This window comes from Microvirga sp. KLBC 81, assembly GCF_003075415.1.
Taxonomy (GTDB): domain Bacteria; phylum Pseudomonadota; class Alphaproteobacteria; order Rhizobiales; family Beijerinckiaceae; genus Microvirga.
Window position 1 is genome coordinate 1 of sequence record NZ_QDAH01000027.1, and the last position, 26,178, is coordinate 26,178.

The following is a 26,178-nucleotide window of genomic DNA, read 5'->3' on the forward strand; positions in this document are numbered from 1 at the left end:
GCATCGCCCTTCGCATGGAGCGGCGCTTTCACGGCGAGCCGGAAATCAACGAGCACAAGTGGTCACGCTGATCTCCCGTCATGGCCGCCTGCGTCTTCGATCCAGGGGTCTTTTCAGACGTGGATGGCCGGGACAAGCCCGGCCATTTCATGCGGGCAGGGGCTTGAGTCTGATTCAAGAGCTGTGAAGCGTCGCTGATCTGAAGCAGAGTGTCCCAGGAGGCTCCCGGCACAGGTCACATAGCGGCAGCCTGTCGGGCAAGGGTGCGGATGTCGCGACGGCCGAAGCCGAGTTCGGCCAGTTCCCGGTCGGTGAGCCCGTCCAACTCGCGAAAGGCCTGACGATAGCGACGCCAAGCGGCGACGCGGTTGAGGATCATGGACATAAGCATGGGATCGAACTCGATCTTGGGAAGGAACTGAGGCGTGCCTTCAACTCAGGCGTGATCGGCGGTGTCGAGTCTATAGACGCGGACGACCCGGGCAATCTCACGCTCTGCTCTGCGGCGGCTGGTTTCGGCCATGGCGCTGATGACAGCGCTGAGGACCCGAAGCACGGGGCCGGGACGCCGGGAGGTTATAACGGAAGAATTGGCGGCAATGGGAGCGCTAACCTGCAACGTGCTCATCGGATTTCACCTTAACTCTGATCAAGCGAGTTTCATACTTTCGTATAAGTGATTATGCCCGTTTTTGTGCGTTGCGAAAGAAGGGTTGGCGAATGCAAGCCATGCTCAGGGTGCATGTCACAAGCGTAAATGTTTTCTTGCCATGCGACCGGTGCCTGTTCGCTGGGCGGACGGCATGCGGAATAGGCATTCCGGCGGCAACGCATCCGCTGTCCATACATCGTGCTGAAGAGGCGATATTGCTGTCTAAACCCTGGAAATTACTATAGGTTCAGGATCGGCAGGACCTTGGCGCTGCCATGGTTCTGCAGGTCAAGACCATAGGCCAAGACCTCTTCATCCGTGAGCTCACGCAGCGTTTCAGCTGATGCGCTTGGTCCGGCGGCTTGGGCAGCGATCAGCTCGGCGTCTCGTTCGTCGCGGGCAACGACCACCAGAGGAGCAATCTTCGGCGTCCGATGGTCCGGATGTGTCACCGTCACGGTGACGCCAAATCCCTTGTTCATCCAAGTGCTCTCCTGGTGGGCAGCCATATAGGCGATGACGCGAACTTCTTCTGATAGACGGTCTGTCCCCAGCAAGGGTTCCGCTTGGCATCCGCAGGAGCAGGGAGGAATGAAGCCCGTTGTTAAGCGCCTGTTCACCCGTACTGCGTCAGCTCACCGCTTCGAACAACAGCGCCAGACTGGGGTAAGCAGCTACCGATTTGCCCACTCCGATGCGTTCAGGTCTCAATGAGAGGAGAGCTCCCGAGATGTCATTTACCTCCCGCCTTGCCGGTTCTGCGATTGCCACGGTGCTGGCGCTCAGTGCCGGACCGGGTCTTGCTCAAACGTCCGGGCAGGCTCCTAAAGCCAAGTCCACAGCACCCAAAGCCCAGCAGGCCCAACCCCAGCAGACACAACCACAACAGGCGGAGAACGCCGGTCCCGTGGCCGTGGCGCTGAAAGCGGAGCCGTCCCAGCCGGAATGGACCAAGGTCTGCGGGAAGGACGAGGCGGCGAAGGCCGAGATCTGCTACACCACGCGCGACTTCGTCACGGACAAGGGGCAGCGGGTCGTTGCGGTGGCCCTCTATGACGTCAAGGGCAAGGCATCGCAGAAGCTCATGCGGATCATGATGCCGCTTGGCTTCCTTGTGCCGCCCGGCGTTCGCATCGTTGTCGACAAGAGCCAGCCGGTCGGGGGCCGCTATGCGAGCTGCCTCCCTAATGGCTGCTTCGTCGAGGCCGTGGTGAAGGATGATTTCGTCGCAGCCCTGAAGAAAGGCACGACCCTGACGATCAGCGCCCGGAACCAGGCGGGCCGGGAAGTTGCCTTTGCCGTTCCGGCTGAGGGCTTCGGCAAAGCCTTCGACGGACCGCCGGTCGATCCGAAGGTCCTGGCCGAGCAGCAGAAGAAGGTGCAGGAGGAGCTGCAAAAGCAGGCGGAGGAACTCCGGAACCGCCGCCGGATGGGCAACTTCGGCAACCCCGCCCAGGCCCCTGCCGACGGCAACGCTGCCGCCACTCAGCCCAAGAACTAGAGGCGCTTCAGGATTCCTCAGGAATTCAGAAACACGCGAGAGCAGGCCCGGGCTGATGCCAGCCCGGGCCTTGGCTGAGACCAAAGCGGGTGAGCGGACTTTCCATCCTCGGGTGGGCTTCCCGATGCGGGGCCGTCTTCTAGTTCCCCCTCGATGCAACGCCGCCGGATGGCTGCTTCGGGCATCGAAAAGTCCGCCGCCAGTGGTCAACGAGAGGGAGGAATATCATGAATGCCAAGCCGCTGTTTTCCTTGTCCATCCTGTCTCTTCTGACGGCCACCGGGGTTGCCCGCGCCGAGGACATCACCATCGCGGTGGCAGGGCCGATGACAGGCGCCGTCGCGTCAATCGGCGAGCAGATCAGGCGTGGAGCCGAACTCGCGGCCGAGGCCATCAACAAGAACGGCGGCGTCAACGGCAAGACGATCAAGATCTCGATCCAGGACGACGCCTGCGATCCGAAACAGGCTGTCGCCATTGCCAACCGGATCCTGTCGGCTGGCATCAAGTTCGTCGACGGGCATGCCTGCTCGGGCTCATCCATTCCGGCGGCGGAGGTCTATGGCGAGAACAACATCCTCATGATGAGCCCGGCCTCGAGCGCTCCGAAGCTCACGGACGATGCGGCGAAGAACGGCTATACGACGATCCTGCGCCTCTATGGCCGCGACGATGCGCAGGGGCGCTTCATCGGGCCGTGGATCAAGGAGAAGTACGGCACGAAGAAGATCGCGATCCTGCACGATAAGAGCGCCTACGGCAAAGGCCTCGCCGATGTGGTGAAGGAAGACCTCAACAAGGCCGGCGTCCGGGAAGTGCTCTACGAGGGCATCAATGCCGGCGAGAAGGATTACAGCGCCGTGGTGAACCGCCTGAAGAGCGCGGGGGTCGAGTTCCTCTATTTCGGCGGCTATCACACCGAGGCCGGGCTGATCAAACGGCAGGCAGGGGACCAGAATTACCAGTTCCAGCTCATGATGGGCGACAGCCTCGCCACGCCCGAATTCTGGTCCGTCGCCGGACCCGCCGGCGAGGGCACCCTGTTCACCTTCCCGCCGGATGCCCGCGAGAACGAGGCCGCCAAGACCGCCCTGGAGCAGTTCAAGCAGATCAACTTCACCCCCGAGGGCTTCACCCTGTTCTCCTACGCCGTGGTCCAGGCGATTGCCGGCGGCATCGCCAAGGCGAACAGCACGGATCCGGTCGCCGTCGCGAAAGCCTTACGCACCACGAACGTGGATACGGTTGTCGGCTCCGTCAGCTTCGACGAGAAGGGCGACGTCAAGAACCCGCGCTACGACATCAATGTGTGGAAGGACGGCAAGTACAGCAAGCTGACGCAGTAGCGTCTGCGGTAGTCGCTGTCAGACTGAACGCGCGGCTGCTCGACGATCTCACCAGACGCTTCGAGGCGAACGTGTCGGCTCTGACTCAGGGGCTGTCGAGCGCTGCAACCGAGATGGAGGCGACTGCTCAGTCCATGACGGCCATCGCCAACCAGACCTCCAAGGCGACCGAGGGAATTTCGGCGCAGATCGGCTCCGTGCAGCAGGCAACAGGGCACGCGGTCAGCGCGATCGAGCAGATTGCCCGGACGATTGCGGAGATGTCGCAGATCTCGATCTCCATCGCGACCGCGATGGAGGAGCAGGGTGCCGCGACGGCGGAGATCGCCCGCAAGGTGCAGGAGGCCGCGCGCGGTACGGAAGCGGTCACCGGCAACATCGAGGACGTTCGGCAGGGGGCTGGCGAAACGGGCGCTGCGGCCTCACAGGTGCTGGGCGCCGCCCAGGACCTGGCCCGCCACTCGAGCGACCTGGGTCAAGAGGTCTCGACCTTCCTTCAGGGCGTGAAGGCCGCCTGATCCGCCGGTACCTGCCGCCGGAGGTGAGCGACGGTCTCCGGCATCGCACTAGACTTGCGGCACCGGAATTGAAGCGAGGCAGGGCTTTCGCCCTGCCTCGCTTCAATTCCGGATTGCGCGGAAGTTTTAGTCGATCGTCCGCACGCGGCGACGCACGGTCGTGGTGGTCGTGGCGTCATCATCGTCCACCAGGTGGCCGGGAGCGTAATCGCGGGCCGACCGAACGGTCACGCGCTTCTTCACCTGACCGGGAGCGTAATAGGACGCGCCGCGGCGGGTGGTGACGGTGCCCGTCGCGGAGGGCTCGCGCACCACGCGGCGCTCGACGGTGCCCCTGGAGCGGCGGATCTCGCGGGTGGTGCTGACCTCGTCATCGTCCTGCATCATGTGCCCGGGCGTCACGGACCGGGTGCGGACCTCCACGGACTGGGCGGAGGCCGCTGCGCCAAAGCCAACAGCCAGGGCCACGGCCAGAAGGCCGGTTTTCACGACACGCATCTGAGAACTCCTGCGATTACATCGGTTGTGGGTCCAACGTATGCTCTCCGTGAGCGTTCCAGCGTGACTGTGAATTTTATCCGGAAGCTGGAAGCTGGTCCTCGTCGGTGGCAAGTGTTCTCAAGGTACCGCCCCGCACGCTCTTGCGAAGGCCAGAAGGACCGTCTTGGGCGCGGAGCGCATTGGCATCGCGCAGATCGATCCTTGAGCCCATTGACCCTTCACCACCTTCATGTGTTATCTCGTATCCGGAGCCGGGCGCACCCGGTTCCGGGGCGTGAGAACCCCGTCAGGGCGGCGCAAGCATCCGCCGCTACCGATGCCTTCCCAACCTTACGGTCGGGGAGGCGATGGCGCATGTCCAGGGCGAAAGCCTAAAGGTCATCGCGGTCGTCCCTGACGGCTTCTCAACTCCCCGGCCACCAGCACCGCTGGTGGTCGCTTCACTCAAGGGAGTTGTTGCGATGGACCAGCCCTACAGCATCGTGGCCGATTGGCTGTCGAAATTTCATACGTCGCCCGAATTCATCCAGGCTCTCTGGCTCATCGCCATGCCCGCAACGGTGCTCGGCGTCACCTGGCTCGTCATGCGGGGCCTCGCCGGACTCAGTCACACGCTCTCCCTCCGCCACTGGCGCGGCCATTTGATCTACGGCGTGTACCAGGATGAACAAGGCCACTGGATGATCTACTGGCATAACCGCAAGCCCGAGGCGATCGACTGGGCCAACCCACCGCCGGAGCTGATCGGACGCGGCCACGTGATCCACGGCGTGTTCCGGAGGCCGGAGGAGTGAGATCTCTCCGCTGTCATCCCCGCGAAGGCGGGGATCCATAGCCGCCAGAAGTGCCCAATAAAGTGGGACGCTGACCGCTCCATTCTGAAGCGTCAGCATTTATGGATTTCTGTGCCTCTGGCGTGGCCCTTCGGGTCGGGCTCTCGCTTGGCTCGCCCCGGTATGACAGTGGCGAGTGAAGACATGGATGGCCGGGACAAGCCGGGGGCTCCAGTGCGAGATGCGTGTTCGTATGCATCACTAGGTTTTATGTCTGTGGCGTCTTATTCAACTTGCCTACGATAGAGCTCACTTATGATCAGGGACCTCAGGCAGCATTTGAAGAGTTGATAAACCTAACTGCTAGAGGCTGTTGACCAGAGATAATTCGAAGATAGTTGTCTCGAATTTCGTTCTGAATCAGCTCGGTCTCACTATGGCCTTGCGGATGATAAATGCCACGTTTTAGCTGGACCTTGTCGAAAGTGTATCCTAGCCGTTGAGACATTGCGAAGAGTAACTCAATGAAGAGTTCGTCACAGGTTTGATTCCACAGTCGGATTGCTGCTTCAGTCTGCTCTGCGCGTTCAGATAGTTTATCTAGGTAGATTCTATACGCATCAACCACAGGCTTGTTGCGTGCATTCTCTCTGCGGCTGGTATCAACAAACTCAATATCGATCCTATTGAGTGCCTGCACATGCTCCGGGGCAAGTCGAGTAGCTCTCGTAGCCATTAGAGTATGGAACACTTCAAGTTTCCGGCGCTTTGCTTCGGTCGCACGTTCGATCATTTTCTGGGCTTGGATAGCCAAGATCGGCCCTAGCAACGTTGCAAAGACTATAGCCAAATCAGCGAGCTTTATTGATGCGTCCATGCTGATTTCTCCAGCCCAAGTGGAGGAAAAGTTCACTACTTAAGATGTTTGCTGGGGCTCAATGTGAAAAACCCCGGAAGCGACACGCTTCCGGGGCTCTTTATTTTAGGAGCATCCCGTCGTGCTGCCGCACGTATCGCATTTCAAGCAGGTCCCATTCCGCACCAGCGTGAAGTTCGCGCATTCGGGGCAGGCTTCGCCCACGTAGCCTTTCATCTTGGCCTCGGCGCGCTTGTCGGCGATCGAGGGGGAGGCGGCGGGGGCGGAGAAGGCGAGCTTGGACATCTCGGCTTCGCCGACGACCTGCTCCTGCGCTGCGGGTGAAGCGAGTTCACCCTTCAGAGCGTTCGCGCCGACCGTCACCGCGCCCGTGCGCTGCTGGTTGGCTCCACCCGGGATGAGCATGAGGCGGTCCACGTTACCGCGGGTGAAGCCGCGGGAGACGATCGCCGTGGCGGGAGCCGCTTCCGGCGCCTTCGACTGGGCTTCGCCCGAGCCGATGGTGGTGGGGCTGCTCTCCGACGGGTCCACGTGGGCGAGGTCGTTGCGGCCGAGATAGGAGATAGCGAGCTCGCGGAACACGTAGTCGAGGATCGAGGTCGCGGACTTGATGCGCTCGTTGCCCTGCACGAAGCCGGCCGGCTCGAAGCGGGTGAAGGTGAAGGCCTCCACGTATTCCTCCAGCGGCACGCCGTATTGCAGGCCGAGCGAGATCGCGATGGCGAAGTTGTTCATCATCGCACGGAAGGCGGCGCCTTCCTTGTGCATGTCGATGAAGATTTCACCCAGACGACCGTCGTCGTACTCGCCGGTACGCAGATACACTTTATGGCCTCCGACGACGGCCTTCTGGGTGTACCCCTTGCGGCGGTCGGGCATCTTCTCGCGCTCGCGCAGAGCGACCACGCGCTCGACCACCTTCTCCACGATCTTTTCCGTCACGTGCGCGGCCTTGGCGGCGGCGGGCATGGCGGTGATGGCTTCCACCGCATCCTCTGCTTCGTCTTCCTCATCACTGATGAGAGCGGCGTTCAGGGGCTGCGAGAGCTTGGAGCCGTCGCGGTAGAGAGCGTTCGCCTTCAGTGCCAGCTTCCAGGAGAGCATGTAGGCGTTCTTGCAATCCTCGACGGTGGCGTCGTTGGGCATGTTGATGGTCTTGGAGATCGCGCCCGAGATGAAGGGCTGCGCCGCCGCCATCATGCGGATGTGGCTTTCGACCGAGAGATAGCGCTTGCCGATCTTGCCGCACGGATTGGCGCAGTCGAACACAGCATAGTGCTCGAGCTTCAGGAAGGGCGCGCCCTCCAATGTCATCGCACCGCAGATGTGGATGTTCGCGGCCTCGATGTCGGCCTTCGAGAAGCCGAGGAACTGGAGCAGGTCGAAGGACGGATCGTTGAGCTTCTCGGCAGGCACCTTGAGCGTGCCGGTGAGGAAGTCCTCGCCGAGCGTCCAGCGGTTGAAGACGAACTTGATGTCGAAGGCTGATCGGAGGCCCTTCTCGACAGCCTCGATCTTCTCGTCCGTGAAGCCCTTGGCGCGAAGTGAGCCGGGGTTGATCGCGGGAGCCTGCTTCATGGAACCGTGGCCGACCGCATAGGCCTCGATCTCGGCGATCTCGGATTCACGGTATCCGAGCGCACGCAGCGCGTCCGGCACGGCCCGGTTGATGATCTTGAAGTAGCCGCCGCCGGCGAGCTTCTTGAACTTCACGAGAGCGAAGTCGGGCTCGATGCCGGTGGTGTCGCAATCCATCACGAGGCCGATCGTGCCGGTGGGCGCGATCACGGTGGACTGCGCGTTGCGGTAGCCGTTCTTCTCGCCGAGTTCGAGCGCCTTGTCCCAGACGGCCTTCGCGTGAGCGATCAGGTCCTGATCGGGGCAGGAGGCGTGATCGAGCGGCACCGGATTCACGGAGAGGCCCTCGTAGCCTTCCGACAAGCCGTGCGCCGCACGGCGATGGTTGCGGATCACGCGCAGCATCGACTTCGCGTTGGCCTTGTAGTTCGGGAACGCGCCGAGCTCGCCCGCCATCTCGGCGGAGGTGGCATAGGACACGCCGGTCATGATCGCAGTGATCGCGCCGCCGAGCGCACGGCCGGCATCGGAGTCGTAAGGCAGGCCCATGGTCATGAGCAGGCCGCCGATATTGGCATAGCCGAGGCCGAGCGTGCGGTACTCATAAGAAAGCTGCGCGATCTCCTTCGACGGGAACTGCGCCATCATCACGGAGATTTCGAGCACCACGGTCCACAGGCGGCAGGCATGCTCGAACGACTCGGCATCGAACTTATGCGCCGCGCGGTCGAAGAACTGCAGCAGGTTCGCGGAGGCGAGGTTGCAGGCCGTGTCGTCCAGGAACATGTATTCCGAACAGGGATTCGACGCCCGGATGCGGCCACCGGCGGGGCTGGTGTGCCAGTCGTTCATGGTGGTGTTGAAGTGCAGGCCCGGATCGGCGGAGGCCCAGGCGGCATGGCCGATCTGCTCCCACAGGTCGCGGGCCTTGAGGGTCTTCAGCACCTTGCCGTCCTTGCGGGCCGTGAGCTTCCACTCGCCGTCGTTCTCGACAGCGCGCAGGAAGTCGTCCGTCACCGAGACGGAGTTGTTGGAGTTCTGGCCGGAGACCGTCAGATACGCTTCCGAGTCCCAGTCCGTGTCGTAGACGGGGAAGTCGATCTCCGTGTAGCCTTGGCGTGCGAACTGGATGACGCGCTTGATGTAGTTGTCCGGGATCTGGACCCGGCGCGCTTGTTTGATCTCTTTCTTCAGAGCCGGGTTCTTCTCCGGGTCGAAGCAGGCGTCACCGGGAGCCTCGCAGTTCACGCAGGCCTTCAGGATGGCCTTGAGATGCTTGGAGGCGAGCTTGGAGCCGGCAACCAGCGCGGCGACCTTCTGCTCCTCCTTCACCTTCCAGTCGATGTAGCTCTCGATGTCAGGGTGATCGACGTCGACGACGACCATCTTCGCCGCGCGGCGGGTGGTGCCGCCCGACTTGATGGCGCCGGCAGCGCGGTCGCCGATCTTGAGGAAGGACATCAGGCCCGAGGAACGGCCACCGCCGGAGAGCTTCTCGCCCTCGCCACGCAGCTTCGAGAAGTTGGAGCCGGTGCCCGAGCCGTACTTGAAGAGGCGCGCCTCGCGGACCCACAGATCCATGATGCCGCCTTCGTTCACCAGGTCGTCCTCGACGCTCTGGATGAAGCAGGCATGCGGCTGCGGGTGCTCGTAGGCCGACTTCGACTTCGTCAGCTTGCCGGTCTTGTAGTCCACATAATAATGGCCCTGGCCGGGGCCATCGATGCCGTAGGCCCAATGCAGGCCGGTGTTGAACCATTGCGGGGAGTTCGGCGCCACCATCTGGTTGGCGAGCATGTAGCGCAGCTCGTCGTAGAAGGCCTGAGCATCTTCTTCCGATGAGAAATAGCCGCCCTTCCAGCCCCAATAGGTCCAGCAGCCGGCTAGCCTGTCGAAGACCTGCTTGGAGGAAATCTCGGAACCGAAGCGGCTCTCTTCCGGCAGCTCGGCGAGCGCGGCCTCGTCAGGCACCGAGCGCCAGAGCCAGGAGGGGACGTCGTTCTCCTCGACTCGTCTCAGGCGGGCCGGAACGCCCGCTTTGCGGAAATACTTCTGAGCGAGAACGTCGGACGCCACCTGGCTCCAGGTCTCCGGCACCTCGATGTTCTCGAGCTTGAAGACGACGGAGCCGTCCGGATTGCGGATCTCGCTCGTGGCGAGCCGGAAGGCGAGGGAGGAATAAGGCGACTGCCCAGCTTTGGTGTAACGCCGCTCGATCCGCATCTTTGACATCCTCAAGTTTGGAGACAAACGTCCCCGTGGCCACAAGTTGTCCCTGTGGCTCTTCAGCCCCAAAAAACTTTGTTCGACACCCCAACGACCCGTTTTGCGGATCGCCACACGCCACACGCCCGAGTTACGGTCTCCTCCAGACGCCACAGGTCGCGCAGCAACTCGGTTGCCGCGGGCTCTGGACGCTTGCTCTGGGGAGATTTCGACCGCCCTTTCGGGCCGGCCGCCGGTCTCGGATCGGAACCCCGGCAAGCTAGTCGTGATGCGAGCCTCACGTCAAGAACTTGTGCTGAGCGTTCTTGTTCCAACTATATATAGTGGGCAAGTGTTAAGAATGTGGAAAACTAGCTAAGCCTTGGAGACTCCTTTCAGATTCCAAATCCCCTTTCTCGAATGGCCAAGGTTGGCCGGCTCAGATTTGCAATTTTGCCATGCACAAGACGAGGCGGATGTTGTGCCGGCGCATCAATCGCCATTGGGGAAGATCGCGTGGGTCAAATAACCGGCTCAAGCGCGGAAATCCCGTGAATCCGGGAAAAGCCGCCACAGAATCGCCCAATGTGGCGAGGTGAGAATCAGATACCGCTGACGCGACTCAGAGGCTGGGCTTCGCGAGGGTACCGACGCAGGTTGTAAAACGGCTTGTCCGTGCCCGCCGAACCGTCTGTGTAAAGCCGGCGCAGGTCTTCTGAGCGGCCTGTCGGTAGCCATGACAGATGCGTCGCTGGAGGCCCCGCCCACCGACTGCATCATCCGTGCATTGGGATGCTTTCGAATTGGTCGCAGTAGTCGAGGTTATTTCAGATCACCTGCGACAGCAGGCGAAGTCGGGATGAGACTGGCTAGCGGTCTCGGTATCCACGATTCAGTCCTTCACAGCTTCCTGTCCTACCGTAACGAGCGGCGGATGCGCCAAGCGAGCGCTCATGCACCCTGAAAGAGGCATGCGATGACCTATAGGAATATAGGGTTGAAATGAGAAATTAGCCTCTATCTTTCGCTTCAAAATAACATTTCAGAGATCAGTCGGGGGCGTTCCTAACAGTCTAGAGCGAAGTGAACATGGTAACGTCACTCAAGTGGAAGTATTACCCCCATATTCTGAAGTTCGGTGGAAAGACCCCCATCACCTATGACGGTGTGCAGCCTGTCTGGGGCGCCGATTGGATCGTCGGAAACGGCCTGTGCGGAGGCGTTTTCAGGGATGAGGATGGCGTGGTGAGATACGCTCATCCCGGGCGAGACACACGCTTGCCCTGCCAAATAACCGACGAGGACATCGCCGTCGACGAGGGTGGCACCCGAAGGGCCTTCGATGTGAAGGTTCGTCTCGACACCGGGGATGACGTTCAGGGCTCCGTGGATAGGAACATGATCTATGCCGACGACGAGATCCCCAGGCCGGGCGAATACGAGATGATTGAGGGCAGTGACGGACCCGACACCATTTTGAGCGGGCCAGGTCCCGAGGCCATCATTGGCAGAGGCGGCGACGATGTGGTTCGCAGCGGTAGCGGATCCGACATCATATGGGGCGGGGAAGGTCACGATGTCCTCTTCGGCGAGGGCGGCGACGATGACTTGGGTGGCGACGAAGGTCACGATCGACTGGACGGTGGATCGGGAAGCGACTTTCTTGATGGAGGCGACGGCAACGATCTATTGGTTGGGGGGAGTGGCAGCGATACGCTCTACGGCGGCGCCGACGCCGACACGGCGAGCTATGCCGACAGCGCTTATGGGATCATCATCAATCTCGCGGCCGGCCTGGGCATGGGCGGCGACGCCATGGGCGACCGGTTCAGGGATGTCGACAACGTCATCGGCAGCGCCCATAACGATGTGATCAAAGTCGGCACCGCCTCCGCCGAGGGCTTCGACGCGGCCGAGTACCGCCGCCAGAACCCCGATGTCGATCGTTACATGATCGACAACGACCTCCCCGACAGCTGGGCCTACCTGCATTGGGCCTATAACGGCCGTTTCCACGGCCACTTCGGCGGCTGGGACGGGATAAGCAGATGGAACGGCATGTCCGCTGGCGCGGATTGGGGCACCCATTTCGATCTCGCCGGCTATCTCGCGGCCAATCCGGACGTCGCGGACTATCAGGACGCCCGCGACCTCCCCGACTCGTGGGTCGTGGGGCACTACTTCGCCAACGGCCGCCACGAGGGCCGCACCGGCGCGCTCACGGCGAGCGGGGCGGTGATCGATGGGGGAGGAGGCGATGACGAAGTCCATGGCGGCCTCTACAGCGACTACGTCACTGGCGGGACGGGCAGCGACACGATCTACGGCTATGCCGGGTGGGACGTGCTGCTCGGCGGCACCGGCCGCGACGTGCTGTGGGGCGGCGAGGGCAACGACCAGATCTTCGGCGGCGCCGACGACGACTTCCTGTCGGGCGAGAGCGGCGACGACACCGTCGAGGGCGGCGCCGGCAACGACCAGGTCTACGGCAATGCCGGCGACGACGTGGTCCGCGGCAATGCCGGCGACGACCATCTCGACGGCGGCGAGGGTGCCGGCCGCGACTCGATCGACGGCGGCGACGGCCAGGACCTGCTGATGGGCTGGGACGGCGACGACCTGCTGCGCGGCGAGGTCGGCGCCGACACGCTGGCCGGCGGCAACGGCGACGACGTGCTCGAAGGCGGCCAGGGCCGCGACGAGCTGTGGGGCGGTGCCGGCCACGACGGCTTCCGGTTCCACGCCGTCCGCGATGGCGAAAGGTCGAACTATCCGGGCTGGCCTGTGCGGGTCGACAAGATCATGGACTTCGAGCGCGGCGATTGGATCCGGATCGACGGCACCGAGAACGTGCACGTCGACCTCCAGAGGACCTATTCTCGGGTCGACGGCATGTCTGTGTATGGCTTCGACACGATTGTGACGGTCAACTGGCAGTGGCAGATCGTCCTCGAAGGCTACGGCGGCCGCCTTCAGTGGAGCGCCGCCGAGCACACCCTCTTCTCGATTTGAGGCCCGCCATCTCGCATACCGAAGGGGCGCCGGAGCGCCCCTTTGTCGTTGGCGAGGGCCTGTCCGGCCCATCTCCTGAAGGAGCGGAAGCAGAGCTGGATCCCGCAGGTTCTCTATTCTTGCTTGAGCTGCCGCTCTGCGCGGCTGTTCCGCTCACGTCCGGCATTTGGCGCAACGCAATCTAAAAGCGCATTGCTTCGGAGATTGCAACTTTCATGCGCTGGAAACGAAGCAATATGATTATATAACGTTGCCTACGATGAAGGAAAAAGGCTGGGTGCCGAGGCGAGCGGGATCAACGTCTCTAACGTTGATCCGGCTCTGTCGTCCTCGGAAACGCCTTTTGCTGAAGACTAATTAACAGGAGCGATTTGTGAGCTTCAACATCTGGCAGGCGCTTGACGCGTTTTTCGATAACAGCGGCGGTGGCGGCATTCAGTATGGTGGAACTGGTACGGGTGGCACCATCACCGGCAACGTTACCGGGGGCTCGGGGACAGGTTCATCGTATCCGGTAGCGATCCAACCTTCCGGTACACGGACCGACCCGGTGACTGAGGAGGGGGGCGGTATAGACAGTGGCGACATCGATGAGAACGGCGACCCCATCTACATCGATATCAAGATTTACGCGCCACAGTTGAACCCAACTGATGAAGCCGGTGCCTTCTATTCCATGAGAGCTACGTACGATCGCCTGAAATATGAGTTCGACCGGTGGCTAACACGGTATGACTTCTACGAGTCGGTCTATGGTAGGCCTAACAATACGCTCTACCAGCCGGAGTATTGGCTTTATGAGACCTATGGCGAACATTTCTCGGATGGACACATCCACCCGGACAATCTTGTCCTCTATGCGGACGAAGTGGAAGCTCCTCCGGCCGATGAAGACTCCGTGGGTGAAAACTCCACTGGTGAAGTGTCGAGCTTTACGCTTCGTGTGACGCTGGGCTCTTCAGGCAATGATTCCATCCAGGGATCTGGTCTCGTCATGGGAGCGGGCGGTAATGACACTGTTTCTGGCAGTTCCGGTTCCGACATCCTGAGCGGCGGCGACGGCAACGACGTTCTTTCTGGCGGCGCGGGGGGCGATATTCTCTATGGCGGCGCCGGCACCGACACAGTGAGCTATGCCGGCAGCGCCATCGGGATCGTTGTCAATCTCGCGACCGGCATCGGCAGCCGCGGCGACGCCACCGGCGACCGGCTGCTCGATGTCGAGAACGTGGTTGGCAGCGCTCATGACGACGTGATCAAGGTCGGCACCGGCACCAGCGAGGGCTTCGACGCCGCTGATTATTTCGCCAAGAACCTGGACGTCGCCACCCTCAAGGACATGTGGGGCCTCGGCGAGGACTTCGCCTACCGGCACTGGCTCGCCGACGGCGCTCGCGATGGCCGCGCCGGCGGCTGGGCCGGGATCAGCCGCGGGGGCGGCATCGACTGGGGCACCCATTTCGATCTCGCCGGCTATCTCGCGGCCAACCCGGACATCCTGGCCTACAAGAACGCCCACGGCCTCTCCGACGCTTGGGTCGTGGAGCACTACTTCGCCAATGGCCGCCACGAGGGCCGGGCCGGCGCGCTCACGGCGAGCGGCGCGGTGATCGATGCCGGGGCGGGCCACGACTTTGTCCTCGGCGGCCTCTACAGCGACTATGTGGTGGGCAACACCGGCAGCGACACGATCTACGGCTATGCCGGGTGGGACGTGCTGCTCGGCGGCACCGGCCGCGACGTGCTCTGGGGCGGCGAGGGCAACGACCAGATCTTCGGCGGCAACGACGACGACTTCCTGTCGGGCGAGAGCGGCGACGACACCGTCGAGGGCGGCGCCGGCAACGACCAGGTCTACGGCAATGCCGGCGACGATGTGATCCGCGGCAATGCCGGCGACGACCATCTCGACGGCGGCGAGGGTGCCGGCCGCGACTCGATCGACGGCGGCGACGGCAACGACGGGCTGATGGGCTGGGACGGCGACGACCTGCTGCGCGGCGAGGTCGGCGCCGACACGCTGGCCGGCGGCAACGGCGACGACACGCTCGAAGGCGGTGCGGGCAACGACCTGCTGTGGGGCGGTGCCGGCCGCGACGGCTTCCGCTTCCACGCCGGCGACGGGAGCGACACGATCCAGGACTTCGCGATCAACGAGTGGATCCACATCGAGGGCACCGCGAACGTGTCCTTCACCCGCGTCAAGACCGTCTCCTGGACCGGCGGCTGGGCGCAGACCGGCTACGACACGATTGTGACGGTCGACAACCAGTGGCAGATAACGCTCAAGGGCTACGGTGCCAATCTCTGGTGGAGCGCCGCCGACCACATCCTCATCGGGTATTGAGGCCAGCTGATCTCGCAGAGCGAAGGGGCGCTCCGGCGCCCCTTTGTCGTTGGCGAGGGCGCATCGAGGGAGCTGCTTCCTGCCATTCTATCCTTCTGGACTTTTTGAGGATTTGCCTCCATAAGTCCCGCAGTTCTTATGACACGATGACCGCTATGAAACAGTTTTTGGCGCAGTTCTTCACCTGGTGGAACGGACAGACCCTCGGCACCCGATTCTTCACGTGGCGCAAGGGGCAGTTCGTGGGCGAGGACGAGTTCGGCAACCGCTACTACCGCTATACCCAGGCTCAGCCGATCGACTCGAATGTGGGCGCCGAGCGCCGCTGGGTCATCTATAACGGCGAGGCCGATGCTTCTCGGGTTCCTCCGGGCTGGCGCGCCTGGCTCTGCCACAACGGCGACGTTCCCCCGAGTGAGGAAAACTACCAGCCGCGTTCCTGGGAGAAGCCCTACGTTCCGAACATGACGGGTACGCCGATGGCCTACCGTCCGCAGGGCTCGCAGCTCGCGACCGGTCGGCGCCCCGCCGCCACCGGCGACTATGTTCCGTGGACGCCGGGTGAGTGAGGCCGGCCCGGCCTTGCCCCTGACCCTGTCATGCTGAACCGACTCAATTCCCGCATCTGTGTCGAGTGTGGCCTGCCTTACGGCCACACGGACTTCGCGTATCACGCCGGCAAGATCGAGAACGGCCCGTCCTATTGGTCGGATCGTGGGCTGCTGTGCTCTGTGACCTGCTCCACCGCTCATCATGAGAAGCGGGAGAAAGAGGGCGATCCCATGAAGGAGCCCGCGCCCAATCCCTTGGAACGTGGTTTTCGGTAGACGCGTCAGCGGTAAAAGGCGCGGCGTAATGGGCCTTCTGGTCTCGCTTGCCCTTTTTCCATCATGGTTCGCGTGTTATCGCGTTGCCGGAAACCGACAGCGGCCGTGCTCGGTCGTTCAGCCAGCTCACAAGGGGCATGGACCAACAATGAAGTTCGAATGGACGCGAGCGGCTCTGGTGCTCGCATCGCTCATCGGCACAGCGGGCGCAGCCCAGGCGGACAGGATCAAGAATCCGACGGCGGTCTTCTCCGGCCTCGACAAGATCACCGGACGCATCGTGTCGTTCGAGGTGAAGGTCGATGAGACGGTGCAGTTCGGCGCTCTGCAGATGACCCCTCGCGTCTGCTTTACCAAGCCGCAGACCGAGACCCCGAACACCACGTCCTTCGTCGAGGTGGAGGAGAACGGCACGGACGGGAAGGTCCGCAAGGTGTTCTCCGGTTGGATGTTCGCGGCGAGCCCCGGCCTGCACGGCATCGAGCACCCGGTCTACGATATCTGGCTCGTGGACTGCAAAGGCGGCACCGAGGTGATCGCCGAGCCCAAGGAGGTGGTTGAAGAGCCGCCGCCGATCGAGCCGACCGCGCAGCGCACTCCTGCGGAGGACACCCCCCGGCCCGGCGGCATCATGGCTCCGGAGGAGGCCGCTCGGCCGTTGCCGCCTGCACCGCCGCTCGGCACGGCTCCGCCGCAGCCGCGTCAGCCTGCGCAGCGTCCGACCCGGGATTTCAACCGGAACGCTCCTCTTATCAATACGGACCGCTAAAAGCGATTTTGAGCCTCGACATTCCTCATCCTGAGGAGGTCGCGCAGCGACCGTCTCGAAGGAGGATCCAGTGCTCTCTGGAGACGCCTCGCCCTTCGAGACGGATTGCTTAAGCAATCCTCCACAGGGTGAGTCTTCGAGACGCTACGCTCCTCAGGATGAGGCTCAGGATAGTTTTGTTAAGGTCTCTCAGAGCGCGGTGAGGATTTCCTCGCCGCTCACGTTTTGGCCTTTGGGCCAGACATACCAACGGCCCTCGTGCTCCATGGCCGCGCGCAGCATCTGCTTGTAGGTGCGCCGGGGAACCTCGATGGCGCCGAATTGCGCAAGGTGCGAGGTGACGAACTGGGTATCGAGAAGCGTGAAGCCGCCGCGCTTCAACCGGGCCACGAGATGCACGAGCGCGACTTTCGACGCGTCGCGCTCGGTATGAAACATGCTCTCGCCGAAGAAAGCGCCTTTCAGGCGCACGCCATAAAGTCCGCCAACGAGGCGATCATCCCGATAGACCTCGACCGTATGGCAGAAACCGGCATCGAACAATTGCCCGTAGAGATCCCGGATCCGCCGGTTGATCCAGGTCTTCTCCCGATCCGCCGCTGGCGCCGCACAGCCGGCAATGACCGCTTCGAAATCCTGGTCCACCCGGACCTCGAATTCATCTGCGCGAATCGTGCGAGCCAGCCGCTTGGGAAGATGAAAGCCGTCGAGGGGAATGATGCCCCTCTCGCGAGGTTCGACCCAGAAGAGAGAAGGATCGTCAGCATCCTCCGCCATGGGGAAGATCCCGGCTGCATAGGCCTTGAGCAGGATCTCAGGCGTGATGGTGATGGTATCGTCGGAAGACCGGGTCATTCACCAGCATGTCCAATCTTTCGGGCCATGTCAGCACACATAGTACGGCCAGCGCCTAAGGTTAGATCGGAGTGATGTAGATTTTGCCGAGAGACTTCAGCTCTTCTTCCGTCTTCGGAGTCTTCGTCACGACCACCCACAGGTCATGCTTCTTGGGACGTCGGACGGCGAGGAGGCCGGCGAAGCCTGCCTGGGCACAGACATTCCGCATGGACTTCACCGTATAGCCCGTATGGTGGGCCATGTAGAGGTTGCCATGCGCCATGGAAGGTCTGAACCCGTAGAGCACATCGAGAGGCGAAACAGGACCCGCCGGGCTCTGATAGAGCGGGCTCTCGATCTCGCCCGAGGCCAGCCTTTCCCCCAGTGATTGAAGATCGGGGCAGGTGACGATGAGGATGCCGTCGTCCTTGAGCACGCGGTGGAAGGCCCGAAAGGCCGGGATCACTTCGTGCGGATAAAGATGCTCGACATTATGGGACGAGAACACCGCGTCGAAGCTGCCGGATTCAACTTTCGCCAGTCCCGGCAGCTTGTCGACGATATCGGGCTTCACCCCCTCATCGATGTCGAGGGTCACTTCCTCCCATTCCGGGGCTGCGAAGGGGCGCACGGTTTGATCCTTGCGCTTCTTGCCGCAGCCGACATGGAGGAAGCGAGGCACCGATCAGGCCTCTTCGGAACCCGGCAATCCGCCCGTCTTCAGGAAGTTCTCGAGCCAGTGAATGTCATACTGGCCGTTCTGAATGTCCGGGTTGCGAACGAGGGTGCGGAAGAGCGGCAGCGTCGTATCCACGCCGTCGACCACGAATTCGTCGAGGGCACGACGCAGGCGCATGAGGCACTCGTTGCGGGTGCGGCCATGCACGATGAGCTTGCCGACGAGGGAGTCGTAATGCGGCGGGATGCGGTAGCCCTGGTAGGCCGCCGAATCGACGCGTACGCCGAGACCGCCCGGCGGGTGGAAGTAGCTGATCGTGCCGGGCGAGGGGCGGAAGGTCGAGGGATGCTCGGCATTCACGCGGCACTCGATGGCATGGCCTTCGATCCTGATGTCCTCCTGCGTCACCGAGAGCGGGTGGCCTGCCGCCACGCGGATCTGCTCGTTCACCAGGTCGATGCCGGTGATCATCTCCGTGACGGGATGCTCCACCTGGATGCGGGTGTTCATCTCGATGAAGTAGAACTCGCCATCCTCGTAGAGGAACTCGATCGTACCGGCGCCGGCATATTTCAGCTCCTGCATGGCCTTCGCCACGACGCCGCCGATGCGCTCGCGCATCTCGACATTGAGAGCCGGCGAGGGGCCTTCCTCCCAGACTTTCTGGTGGCGGCGTTGCAGGGAGCAGTCGCGCTCGCCGAGATGGATCGCGCCGCCCTTGCCGTCGCCGAGAACCTGGATCTCGATGTGGCGCGGCTTTTCGAGATATTTCTCGATATAGACCGCGTCGTCGCCGAAGGCGGCCTTCGCCTCGGTCTTGGCGGTCTGAAGCGCGTGCACGAGGTCGGCCTCGTTGCGGGCGACCTTCATGCCGCGTCCGCCGCCGCCGGCAGCCGCCTTGATGATGACGGGATAACCGATCTCCTTGGCGACGCGCTTGGCCTCGTCCTCATCGGAGATGCCGCCCTCGGAGCCGGGCACGCAGGGAATGCCGAGACGCTTGGCGGTGCGCTTCGCTTCGATCTTGTCACCCATGATGCGGATATGCTCCGCCTTGGGGCCGATGAAGGCGATGCGGTGATGCTCCAGCACTTCGGCGAAACGGGCATTCTCGGACAGGAAGCCGTAGCCGGGGTGGATGGCATCCGCGCCGGTGATCTCGCAGGCCGCGATCAGGGCCGGGATGTTGAGATAGCTGTCGCGGGCCGCGGGCGGGCCGATGCAGACGCTCTCGTCGGCAAGGCGCACATGCATGGCATCCGCGTCCGCGGTGGAATGCACCGCGACGGTGGCAATCCCGAGTTCCTTCGCAGCGCGAAGAATGCGCAGGGCGATCTCGCCTCGGTTCGCAATGAGGATCTTATCGAACATGTCGCGCCTTACTCGATGACGAGGAGGGGTTCGCCGTATTCAACAGGGGTTCCGTCTTCGACGTAGATGGCGGTCACGGTGCCGGCGCGGGGAGCGACGATCTCGTTGAAGGTCTTCATGGCCTCGACGAGCAGAACCTTGTCGCCGGCCTGGACCTTGGAGCCGACCTCGACGAACGGCTTCGCATCCGGCGACGGCTTGCGGTAGGCGGTGCCGACCATCGGGGAGAGCACGGCGCCCGGATGCGGCGCGGCGGGTTTGGCGACAACGGCCGGAGCTTCAGAGGCCGCCGGAGGGGGCGCAACCACGGGAGCCGGAGCAAGCGCTGCCGGAGCCGCGACGGGCACCGTCATGGTCGCCTGGATTACGCGCGCCACGCGGATACGAAGGTCGCCCTTCTCCACTTCGATCTCGCTGAGATTCGTATCGGCGATCAGGTTCGCCAGCTCCCGGACGAGATCGGGATCGAAAGGGTTTTCCTTGGCCATGGGGCTCACCTCTTTATCGTGAGGAACTAGTGCTGGGAGGGCTTCTGAAGCCGTGCCCGTTCCACCATGACATGGTGAACCGCTTCGAGGCCGAGCAGATAGCTCATGGGGCCGAAACCGCAGATCACGCCGACTGACACGGGTGCGATGAACGAGCGATGGCGAAAGCCTTCGCGAGCATGAACATTGGAAAGATGGATCTCGACCGTCGGAGCGCCGCTGCCGGCGATGGCATCACGCAGCGCGATCGAGGTGTGGGTGTAAGCGCCGGCATTGATGACGATGCCCGCGCCCTGGGCTCCTGCTTCCTGGATCCAGTCGACCAACTGTCCTTCGTGGTTGGACTGGCGGAACGTGATCGCCGCCCCCAGGGTCTCAGCCTTGTCGCGCACGAGCTTCTCGATATCCGCCAGCGTGGTGCTGCCGTAAATCTGGGGCTCTCTGCGGCCGAGCAGGTTGATGTTGGGACCGTTGAGGACGTGGACGTTGATCATCGTGAAAGGAGCGTTCCGTAAAGCTCCGCCAAGCGGAGCCAAGACGCCCTCTTAGCCAAAAGGCAGGCATGGGGGAAGGGGAAAACCAAGGCTTTCCAGAGCTTGGCTTGGTTTTCGTAAGGATATGATGCCCAGAAGAAGTGCTTTTTCACCGCCATGGCCGTCCCCGGACTCGATCCGGGGATCCACGTCTTGAAGACGCGTTCCAAAGACGTGGATGGCCGGGACAGGCCCGGCCATGACGGAGAGGTCGGTCTGAATTAGCCGCAGGTGGCCTTGCCGCAGGCACGAACGTTGTTGATCACCTGCTTCAGGGGATCGGTGCCGACCGCGCCGGGAATGACCGTCTCACCGATGATGAAGGCCGGGGTGCCGGTCAGGTTCAGCTTGTCGCCGAGCGCCATGTTCTCCTGAAGGGCGTTGCGCACCTCCGTGCTGTCCAGATCCTTCTGGAGCTTGGCCATGTCGACGCCCATTTCCTTGGCGACCGCCATGGCGCGCTCGCCGTTCACGCGGCCACGTGTTTCGAGAACCTTCACGTGGTAATCGAAGAGCTTCTGACCCTGCAGCTGGTTCTTGACGGCAAGAGCCACGCGGCTCGCCTCCACGGAATCGGGGCCGAGAACGGGGAAGTCCTTCAGCACGACGCGCAGCTTGGGGTCGCTCTTCATGAGTGTCTGCACGTCGGCGAGAGCCTTTTTGCAGTAGCCGCAATTATAGTCGAAGAACTCGACCAGGGTGACGTCGCCCGAAGGATTGCCCGCCACATAGGAATGGGGCGCGTTCAGAAGCGTCTGCTTCGTCTCCTTCACGGCGCTCGCCTGGGCAACCTGCTGGGCTTCGGCCTGGCGCTTCTCGAGTTCGCTGATGACCTCGGCCAGAACCTCCGGGTTCTTCAGGAGGTATTCCCGCACGACCTCGCCGATCGCCTGTTTCTGCTGCTCGTTGAACACGGCATTCTGAGCCTGAGCCGCAGGTGCCACGGCAAGCGCGCCGAACAGAGCCACGGCCTGGCAGGTTTTGAGAAGCGAGAAGCGCATATCCGATCCTTTGCGGAGTTTTCCGTACGATACCTGGCGTGAGTTAGCGGTTTGTGGAGCGCGGCGTCAAATCACGCCTTTGTATTGTAAACCCTGTTCGTCATCCCGGACTTGTTCCGGAAAGGACGTGGATGGCCGCAACAAGTGCGGCCATGACGGCTCAAATATGGTTCTTGAGGCCCGATGCCCAAACGGATACGACCGCTTCCATGACAAAATCAATCGCTGATCAGAACCAGCCCCTCATCGCCCGCCGCATGGATCGGGTCTCGTCCTTCCTGGCCATGGATGTGTTGAGCGCCGCTGCGGCGAAAGAAAGGCGAGGGGACAGCGTGATCCATATGGAGGTGGGCCAGCCCTCCGCCGCCGCGCCCCGCGCCGCCCGCGACGCGGCCAAGGCCGCGCTGGATCTCGGCCGAATCGGCTACACGGAAGCGCTCGGCATCGCTTCCTTGAGAGAGCGGATCGCCAAGCATTACCGGGACACGTACGGCGTCTCCATCGCGCCCGAGCGCGTGGTGGTGACCACGGGATCCTCGGCCGGCTTCGTGCTGGCATTCTTAAGCCTCTTCGATGTCGGCCAGCGGGTCGCCATCACGGCGCCCGGCTACCCGGCCTATCGCAACATTCTCGAAGCGCTCGGCATCGAACCCGTCGTCATTCCGCTCACCAAAGCCGATGGCTGGATCATGACCGCCAAGGCCATCGAGAAGGCCCATGCGGAAAAGCCGCTCCACGGCATCCTCGCCATGAGCCCGGCGAACCCTTCCGGCACGATGATCGGGCGCAAGGCGCTGACGGAGCTTGGCGAAACCTGCCGCCGCCTCGGCCTGTGGTTCGTCTCGGACGAGATCTATCACGGCCTGACCTATGGCGAGGCGGCCTCCACGGCGCTCGCCTCGGATGACGATGCGGTCGTGATCAACTCCTTCTCGAAGTATTACTGCATGACCGGCTGGCGCATCGGCTGGATCGTGGTGCCCGAGCGACTGGTCCGCCCCATCGAGCGGCTGGCGCAGAACCTCTACATCTCGCCTCCCTATCTCTCGCAGGTGGCCGCGCTGGCAGCCTTCGATGCCACCGAGGAGCTGGAGGCGGTAAAGGCCGGCTATGCCCGCAACCGCGCCTATCTCCTGGAGGAGCTGCCCAGGATCGGCATCGCCGAGACGCACCCGGTGGACGGCGCCTTCTACATCTATGCCGACATCGCCCGCTACACGAACGACTCCATCGGCTTCTGCAAGCGAATGCTGGAGGAGACGGGCGTCGCCGCGACCCCTGGCCTCGATTTCGATCCCATCGAAGGCGCGCATTACATGCGCCTGTCCTTCGCGGGCTCGGAGAACGATTGCCGCGAGACGGTGGAGCGGCTCAAGGGGTGGTTGAAGTAACTTTTATTCCCCTCATGCCCGGCCTTGTGCCGGGCATCCACGTCTTCGAAGCGCGTTGCCCAAAGGCATGGATGGCCGCAACAAGTGCGGCCATGACGGAATTGACGAGTTCTTCAACAAGAATGCCCGGCTTTCGCCGGGCATATCTCTTTTGAACTTACGATCCGCTCAGGACCGACTTGGCCTTGGACCACCAGCCGGCGCGCTTCGGGCGCTCCGGGTCCGGCGGGGTGAGGACCACGGCGACAGGCTCCGGTTCGGGAACCACGGGGCGCGGAGCTTCCGCAGGCTCTTCGGCCGGCTGCGGAGCGGGCTTGGTCTCGATGCGCTCTTCCGATGCGACTGGCTCCGGGGCAGGAGCGGGTTCGCGCTCCGGCTCCTCGTCCAGGGCGCTGACGGCCTCGGCGACAGCCTCGGTGGCCGCTACGAAACCTTCCTCCGAGGCAAAGGTCTCGATGGCCTCGTCGCGGCCACGACCTCGGCCGCCGCGGCGGCCCCGACGGCGGCGACGGCGGCCACGGTCTTCAGAGGCCTCCGAGCCCTCGGCAGCTTCACCTTCTTCATCTGAAGCCTCGGCTTCTGCGCCTTCGAGCTCTTCACCTTCAGCAGCTTCGGCCTCGGCGCCTTCTTCGCCCTGGGCAGCGCCCGCGAAAGCCTCGCGGTCCCGTCCACGACGGCGGCGGCGGCGACGGCGGCGACGGCCATTGCCTTCGCTCTCTTCGCCGCGGCCTTCCTCGGAGGAGGCGCGAGCCTCCTCGTCAGCCAGTTCCTCGTCCTCGACCTCGATCTCGGGCTCGATCTCCTCCACCACGTCCATGGGAGCGATGGCGTCGATCTGGATGCCGGTGGCGGCGGCCTTGTACTCGAGGCGCAGCGCAGGCTCGCCACGATCGATCACGTAGTTGCTGGTGCCGGTGAGCGAGTCGTCCGCGATGACGGAGATCGCCACGCCGAAGCGGGTCTCCAGATCGCGCAGGTGGACGCGCTTCTGGTTGAGAATGTAGAAGGCTGCCTCCATCCGCGTGCGGACGATGAGATTGTAGCCTGAATTCTTGATGAGGGTTTCCTCGATCGAGCGCAGCACGTGCAGCGCCACGGACGGCGTCGAGCGGACGAAGCCGGTGCCGGCGCAGTGCGGGCAGGGGACGGAGGAGGATTCGAGAACGCCCGTGCGGATGCGCTGGCGCGACATCTCCAGCAGGCCGAAGGGCGAGATTCGGCCCACCTGGATGCGGGCGCGGTCGTTCTTCAGGCACTCGTTCAGCTTCTTCTCGACAGCGCGGTTGTTGCGCTTCTCTTCCATGTCGATGAAATCGATGACGATAAGGCCAGCGAGGTCGCGCAGGCGAAGCTGGCGGGCGATTTCCTCCGCCGCTTCGAGGTTCGTGCGCAGCGCCGTGTCCTCGATATTGTGCTCGCGGGTGGAGCGGCCCGAGTTCACGTCGATGGAGACCAGCGCTTCCGTCGGGTTGATGACGAGATAGCCGCCGGATTTCAGCGTCACGACGTTGGAGAACATCGCGTCGAGCTGGGCTTCGACGCCATATTTCGCAAAGAGCGGCTGCGGCTCGCGATAGGGCTGGACGATCTTGGCATGGCTCGGCATGAGCATGCGCATGAAGTCCTTGGCCTCGCGATAGCCGTCCTCGCCGGAGACGAGAATGTCGTCGATCTCCTTGTTGTAGAGATCGCGGATGGCGCGCTTGATGAGCGAGCCCTCCTCGTAGACCAGCGCGGGAGCCGACGAGTTGAGGGTAAGCTCGCGCACGCTCTCCCAGAGGCGCATCAGATATTCGTAGTCGCGCTTGATTTCCGGCTTGGTGCGCGACGCGCCGGCCGTACGCAGGATGATGCCCATTCCCTCGGGCACCTCCAGCTCCTGGGCGATTTCCTTCAGGCGCTTGCGATCGGCGGCGTTCGTGATCTTGCGCGAGATGCCGCCGCCACGGCCCGTGTTGGGCATGAGAACCGAATAACGGCCTGCGAGCGACAGATAGGTGGTGAGAGCCGCGCCCTTGTTGCCGCGCTCTTCCTTCACGACCTGGACCAGCAGAATCTGGCGACGCTTGATGACTTCCTGGATCTTGTACTGCCTGCGCGGAACACGGCGCTGGGGAACGTCCTCCAGGGCATCGCCGCCGCCGAGCTGCTCGACGTGGTCCTCGTCCTCGCCTTCGGCGTTCTCGTCGCCCTCTTCCTCGTCCTCGTCGCCTTCCTCGCCGGAGGTCTCGATTTCTTCAGCCTCGGAAGCCTCTGCGGTCTCCTGGGTTTCGGCCGAAGCTTCCAGATCTTCAGCCGGAGCTTCCAGGTCCTCGGCAGAGGCCTTCACCTCCTCGGCGCCTTCGGCGGCCTGAACAGGCTCGGCGGGTTCGCCGGAGGCAAGCTCGAAATCACCACCGGCGGCGATCAGGTCGATGGTTTCCTCGGTGCTTTCCGCAGGGGCCTGAGCCTCGGTGCCTTCTTCCGTGCCGGCCTCGGAGGAGACAACCGTTTCATCACTCGCCGCGCGGCGCTGGGCGGAGCGGCGACGGCGGTTGCGTCGGCGCTCTTCCTCGCGTTCTTCTTCAGCCTGTGCCTCGGCTTCGGCCTCGAGCAGCGCCTGACGGTCGGCGACCGGGATCTGGTAATAGTCGGGATGAATTTCGCTGAAGGCGAGGAAGCCGTGGCGGTTCCCACCGTATTCGACGAAGGCCGCCTGGAGCGACGGCTCCACGCGGGTCACTTTCGCGAGATAGATGTTCCCGCGCAGTTGCTTCCGGTTAGCTGATTCGAAGTCGAATTCTTCGACCTTCTGACCACGTACCACCACGACCCGGGTTTCTTCCGGGTGGGAGGCATCGATAAGCATCTTGTTTGCCATGTTGAACTCTCGACATGGCGATCGAGGGCAGGACCTGAGGCATTAGCCGCAGTGAAGGCGGGTGGCCACGCCGCAAGAGGCGGCGGGCTGGAATTGCGTTCGGATTGCTGTC

The 26,178-nt window shown here is 62.9% G+C and carries 23 protein-coding genes; 10 read left to right on the forward strand and 13 right to left on the reverse strand.

From position 1 onward, the window contains the following. Positions 1 to 235 precede the first annotated feature (235 nt). The 3 genes from DC522_RS16945 to DC522_RS16955 all read right to left on the reverse strand — a co-directional run bounded on the left by DC522_RS16945 (position 236) and on the right by DC522_RS16955 (position 1,134). Complete coding sequence (locus tag DC522_RS16945) at positions 236 to 391, reverse strand: DUF1127 domain-containing protein (RefSeq protein ID WP_116529856.1); 156 nt, start codon at positions 389 to 391, stop codon at positions 236 to 238. 45 nt (positions 392 to 436) lie between these two features. After that, positions 437 to 628 (reverse strand): hypothetical protein, encoded by a 192-nt coding sequence (locus DC522_RS16950; RefSeq protein ID WP_116529857.1) that lies wholly within the window; start codon positions 626 to 628, stop codon positions 437 to 439. 263 nt (positions 629 to 891) lie between these two features. Next, a complete protein-coding gene (locus DC522_RS16955; RefSeq protein WP_116529858.1) occupies positions 892 to 1,134 on the reverse strand; it encodes a hypothetical protein in 243 nt (80 codons plus the stop codon). Positions 1,135 to 1,382: 248 nt separating this feature from the next. Here DC522_RS16955 and DC522_RS16960 point away from each other — a divergent pair, with 248 nt between their 5' ends. The 3 genes from DC522_RS16960 (at position 1,383) to DC522_RS16970 (ending at position 4,017) form a co-directional block, all read left to right on the forward strand. Next, positions 1,383 to 2,153 carry an invasion associated locus B family protein gene (locus tag DC522_RS16960; RefSeq protein ID WP_116529859.1) on the forward strand — a complete coding sequence of 257 codons (771 nt, stop codon included), beginning with the start codon at positions 1,383 to 1,385 and terminating at the stop codon, positions 2,151 to 2,153. Positions 2,154 to 2,380: 227 nt separating this feature from the next. After that, a complete protein-coding gene (locus DC522_RS16965; RefSeq protein ID WP_116529860.1) occupies positions 2,381 to 3,499 on the forward strand; it encodes a branched-chain amino acid ABC transporter substrate-binding protein in 1,119 nt (372 codons plus the stop codon). A gap of 71 nt (positions 3,500 to 3,570) precedes the next feature. Next, entirely contained in the window at positions 3,571 to 4,017 is a 447-nt protein-coding gene (locus DC522_RS16970) for a hypothetical protein (protein WP_371679805.1), read from the forward strand. A 126-nt stretch (positions 4,018 to 4,143) separates the two neighbouring features. Here DC522_RS16970 and DC522_RS16975 read toward each other — a convergent pair whose 3' ends face one another. Further along, a complete protein-coding gene (locus tag DC522_RS16975; RefSeq protein WP_116529861.1) occupies positions 4,144 to 4,515 on the reverse strand; it encodes a hypothetical protein in 372 nt (123 codons plus the stop codon). A 350-nt stretch (positions 4,516 to 4,865) separates the two neighbouring features. Between DC522_RS16975 and DC522_RS16980 the strand changes: the two genes are divergently transcribed. Beyond that, positions 4,866 to 5,312: a hypothetical protein gene (locus DC522_RS16980; RefSeq protein WP_245444249.1), complete on the forward strand. Its 447-nt coding sequence runs from the start codon at positions 4,866 to 4,868 to the stop codon at positions 5,310 to 5,312. A gap of 307 nt (positions 5,313 to 5,619) precedes the next feature. On the opposite strand, the gene DC522_RS16985 is transcribed toward DC522_RS16980, so the two are convergent. Together DC522_RS16985 and DC522_RS16990 are read right to left on the reverse strand one after the other, a co-directional pair. Continuing rightward, positions 5,620 to 6,168 (reverse strand): DUF6680 family protein, encoded by a 549-nt coding sequence (locus DC522_RS16985; RefSeq protein ID WP_116529862.1) that lies wholly within the window; start codon positions 6,166 to 6,168, stop codon positions 5,620 to 5,622. Between the two features lie 105 nt (positions 6,169 to 6,273). After that, entirely contained in the window at positions 6,274 to 9,969 is a 3,696-nt protein-coding gene (locus tag DC522_RS16990) for a vitamin B12-dependent ribonucleotide reductase (RefSeq protein ID WP_116529863.1), read from the reverse strand. Between the two features lie 1,071 nt (positions 9,970 to 11,040). On the opposite strand from DC522_RS16990, the gene DC522_RS16995 reads away from it, so the two are divergent. The 5 genes from DC522_RS16995 (at position 11,041) to DC522_RS17020 (ending at position 16,906) form a co-directional block, all read left to right on the forward strand. Next, positions 11,041 to 12,963, forward strand: a complete 1,923-nt coding sequence (locus DC522_RS16995) for a calcium-binding protein (protein ID WP_116529864.1) — start codon at positions 11,041 to 11,043, stop codon at positions 12,961 to 12,963. Positions 12,964 to 13,336: 373 nt separating this feature from the next. Continuing rightward, positions 13,337 to 15,310 (forward strand): calcium-binding protein, encoded by a 1,974-nt coding sequence (locus DC522_RS17005; RefSeq protein WP_116529866.1) that lies wholly within the window; start codon positions 13,337 to 13,339, stop codon positions 15,308 to 15,310. A 155-nt stretch (positions 15,311 to 15,465) separates the two neighbouring features. After that, positions 15,466 to 15,879, forward strand: coding sequence for an NADH:ubiquinone oxidoreductase subunit NDUFA12 (locus DC522_RS17010; protein ID WP_116529867.1), 414 nt, complete (start codon positions 15,466 to 15,468; stop codon positions 15,877 to 15,879). 30 nt (positions 15,880 to 15,909) lie between these two features. After that, positions 15,910 to 16,137 (forward strand): hypothetical protein, encoded by a 228-nt coding sequence (locus tag DC522_RS17015; protein WP_116529868.1) that lies wholly within the window; start codon positions 15,910 to 15,912, stop codon positions 16,135 to 16,137. A 148-nt stretch (positions 16,138 to 16,285) separates the two neighbouring features. After that, on the forward strand, positions 16,286 to 16,906 hold the full coding sequence (locus DC522_RS17020; RefSeq protein ID WP_116529869.1) for a DUF2155 domain-containing protein: 621 nt from the start codon (positions 16,286 to 16,288) through the stop codon (positions 16,904 to 16,906). Positions 16,907 to 17,095: 189 nt separating this feature from the next. Here the strand turns inward: DC522_RS17020 and aat are convergent, their stop codons facing one another. The 6 genes from aat to DC522_RS17050 form a co-directional block, all read right to left on the reverse strand. Next, complete coding sequence (aat, locus tag DC522_RS17025; protein ID WP_116529870.1) at positions 17,096 to 17,761, reverse strand: leucyl/phenylalanyl-tRNA--protein transferase; 666 nt, start codon at positions 17,759 to 17,761, stop codon at positions 17,096 to 17,098. A gap of 61 nt (positions 17,762 to 17,822) precedes the next feature. Beyond that, the gene (locus DC522_RS17030; RefSeq protein WP_116529871.1) at positions 17,823 to 18,425 is read right to left on the reverse strand and encodes a methyltransferase domain-containing protein; all 603 of its coding nucleotides are present in this window, start codon (positions 18,423 to 18,425) and stop codon (positions 17,823 to 17,825) included. Positions 18,426 to 18,428: 3 nt separating this feature from the next. Next, positions 18,429 to 19,793, reverse strand: a complete 1,365-nt coding sequence (gene accC / locus DC522_RS17035; RefSeq protein ID WP_116529872.1) for an acetyl-CoA carboxylase biotin carboxylase subunit — start codon at positions 19,791 to 19,793, stop codon at positions 18,429 to 18,431. Positions 19,794 to 19,801: 8 nt separating this feature from the next. Then, positions 19,802 to 20,281 carry an acetyl-CoA carboxylase biotin carboxyl carrier protein gene (gene accB, locus DC522_RS17040; protein ID WP_116529873.1) on the reverse strand — a complete coding sequence of 160 codons (480 nt, stop codon included), beginning with the start codon at positions 20,279 to 20,281 and terminating at the stop codon, positions 19,802 to 19,804. Between the two features lie 26 nt (positions 20,282 to 20,307). After that, complete coding sequence (aroQ, locus tag DC522_RS17045) at positions 20,308 to 20,775, reverse strand: type II 3-dehydroquinate dehydratase (protein WP_116529874.1); 468 nt, start codon at positions 20,773 to 20,775, stop codon at positions 20,308 to 20,310. Positions 20,776 to 21,035: 260 nt separating this feature from the next. Beyond that, positions 21,036 to 21,815, reverse strand: coding sequence for a DsbA family protein (locus DC522_RS17050; protein WP_116529875.1), 780 nt, complete (start codon positions 21,813 to 21,815; stop codon positions 21,036 to 21,038). A gap of 209 nt (positions 21,816 to 22,024) precedes the next feature. On the opposite strand from DC522_RS17050, the gene DC522_RS17055 reads away from it, so the two are divergent. After that, positions 22,025 to 23,206, forward strand: a complete 1,182-nt coding sequence (locus tag DC522_RS17055; protein ID WP_116529910.1) for a pyridoxal phosphate-dependent aminotransferase — start codon at positions 22,025 to 22,027, stop codon at positions 23,204 to 23,206. 157 nt (positions 23,207 to 23,363) lie between these two features. Here DC522_RS17055 and DC522_RS17060 read toward each other — a convergent pair whose 3' ends face one another. Beyond that, positions 23,364 to 26,066 carry an Rne/Rng family ribonuclease gene (locus tag DC522_RS17060; protein ID WP_116529876.1) on the reverse strand — a complete coding sequence of 901 codons (2,703 nt, stop codon included), beginning with the start codon at positions 26,064 to 26,066 and terminating at the stop codon, positions 23,364 to 23,366. Positions 26,067 to 26,178 lie beyond the last annotated feature (112 nt).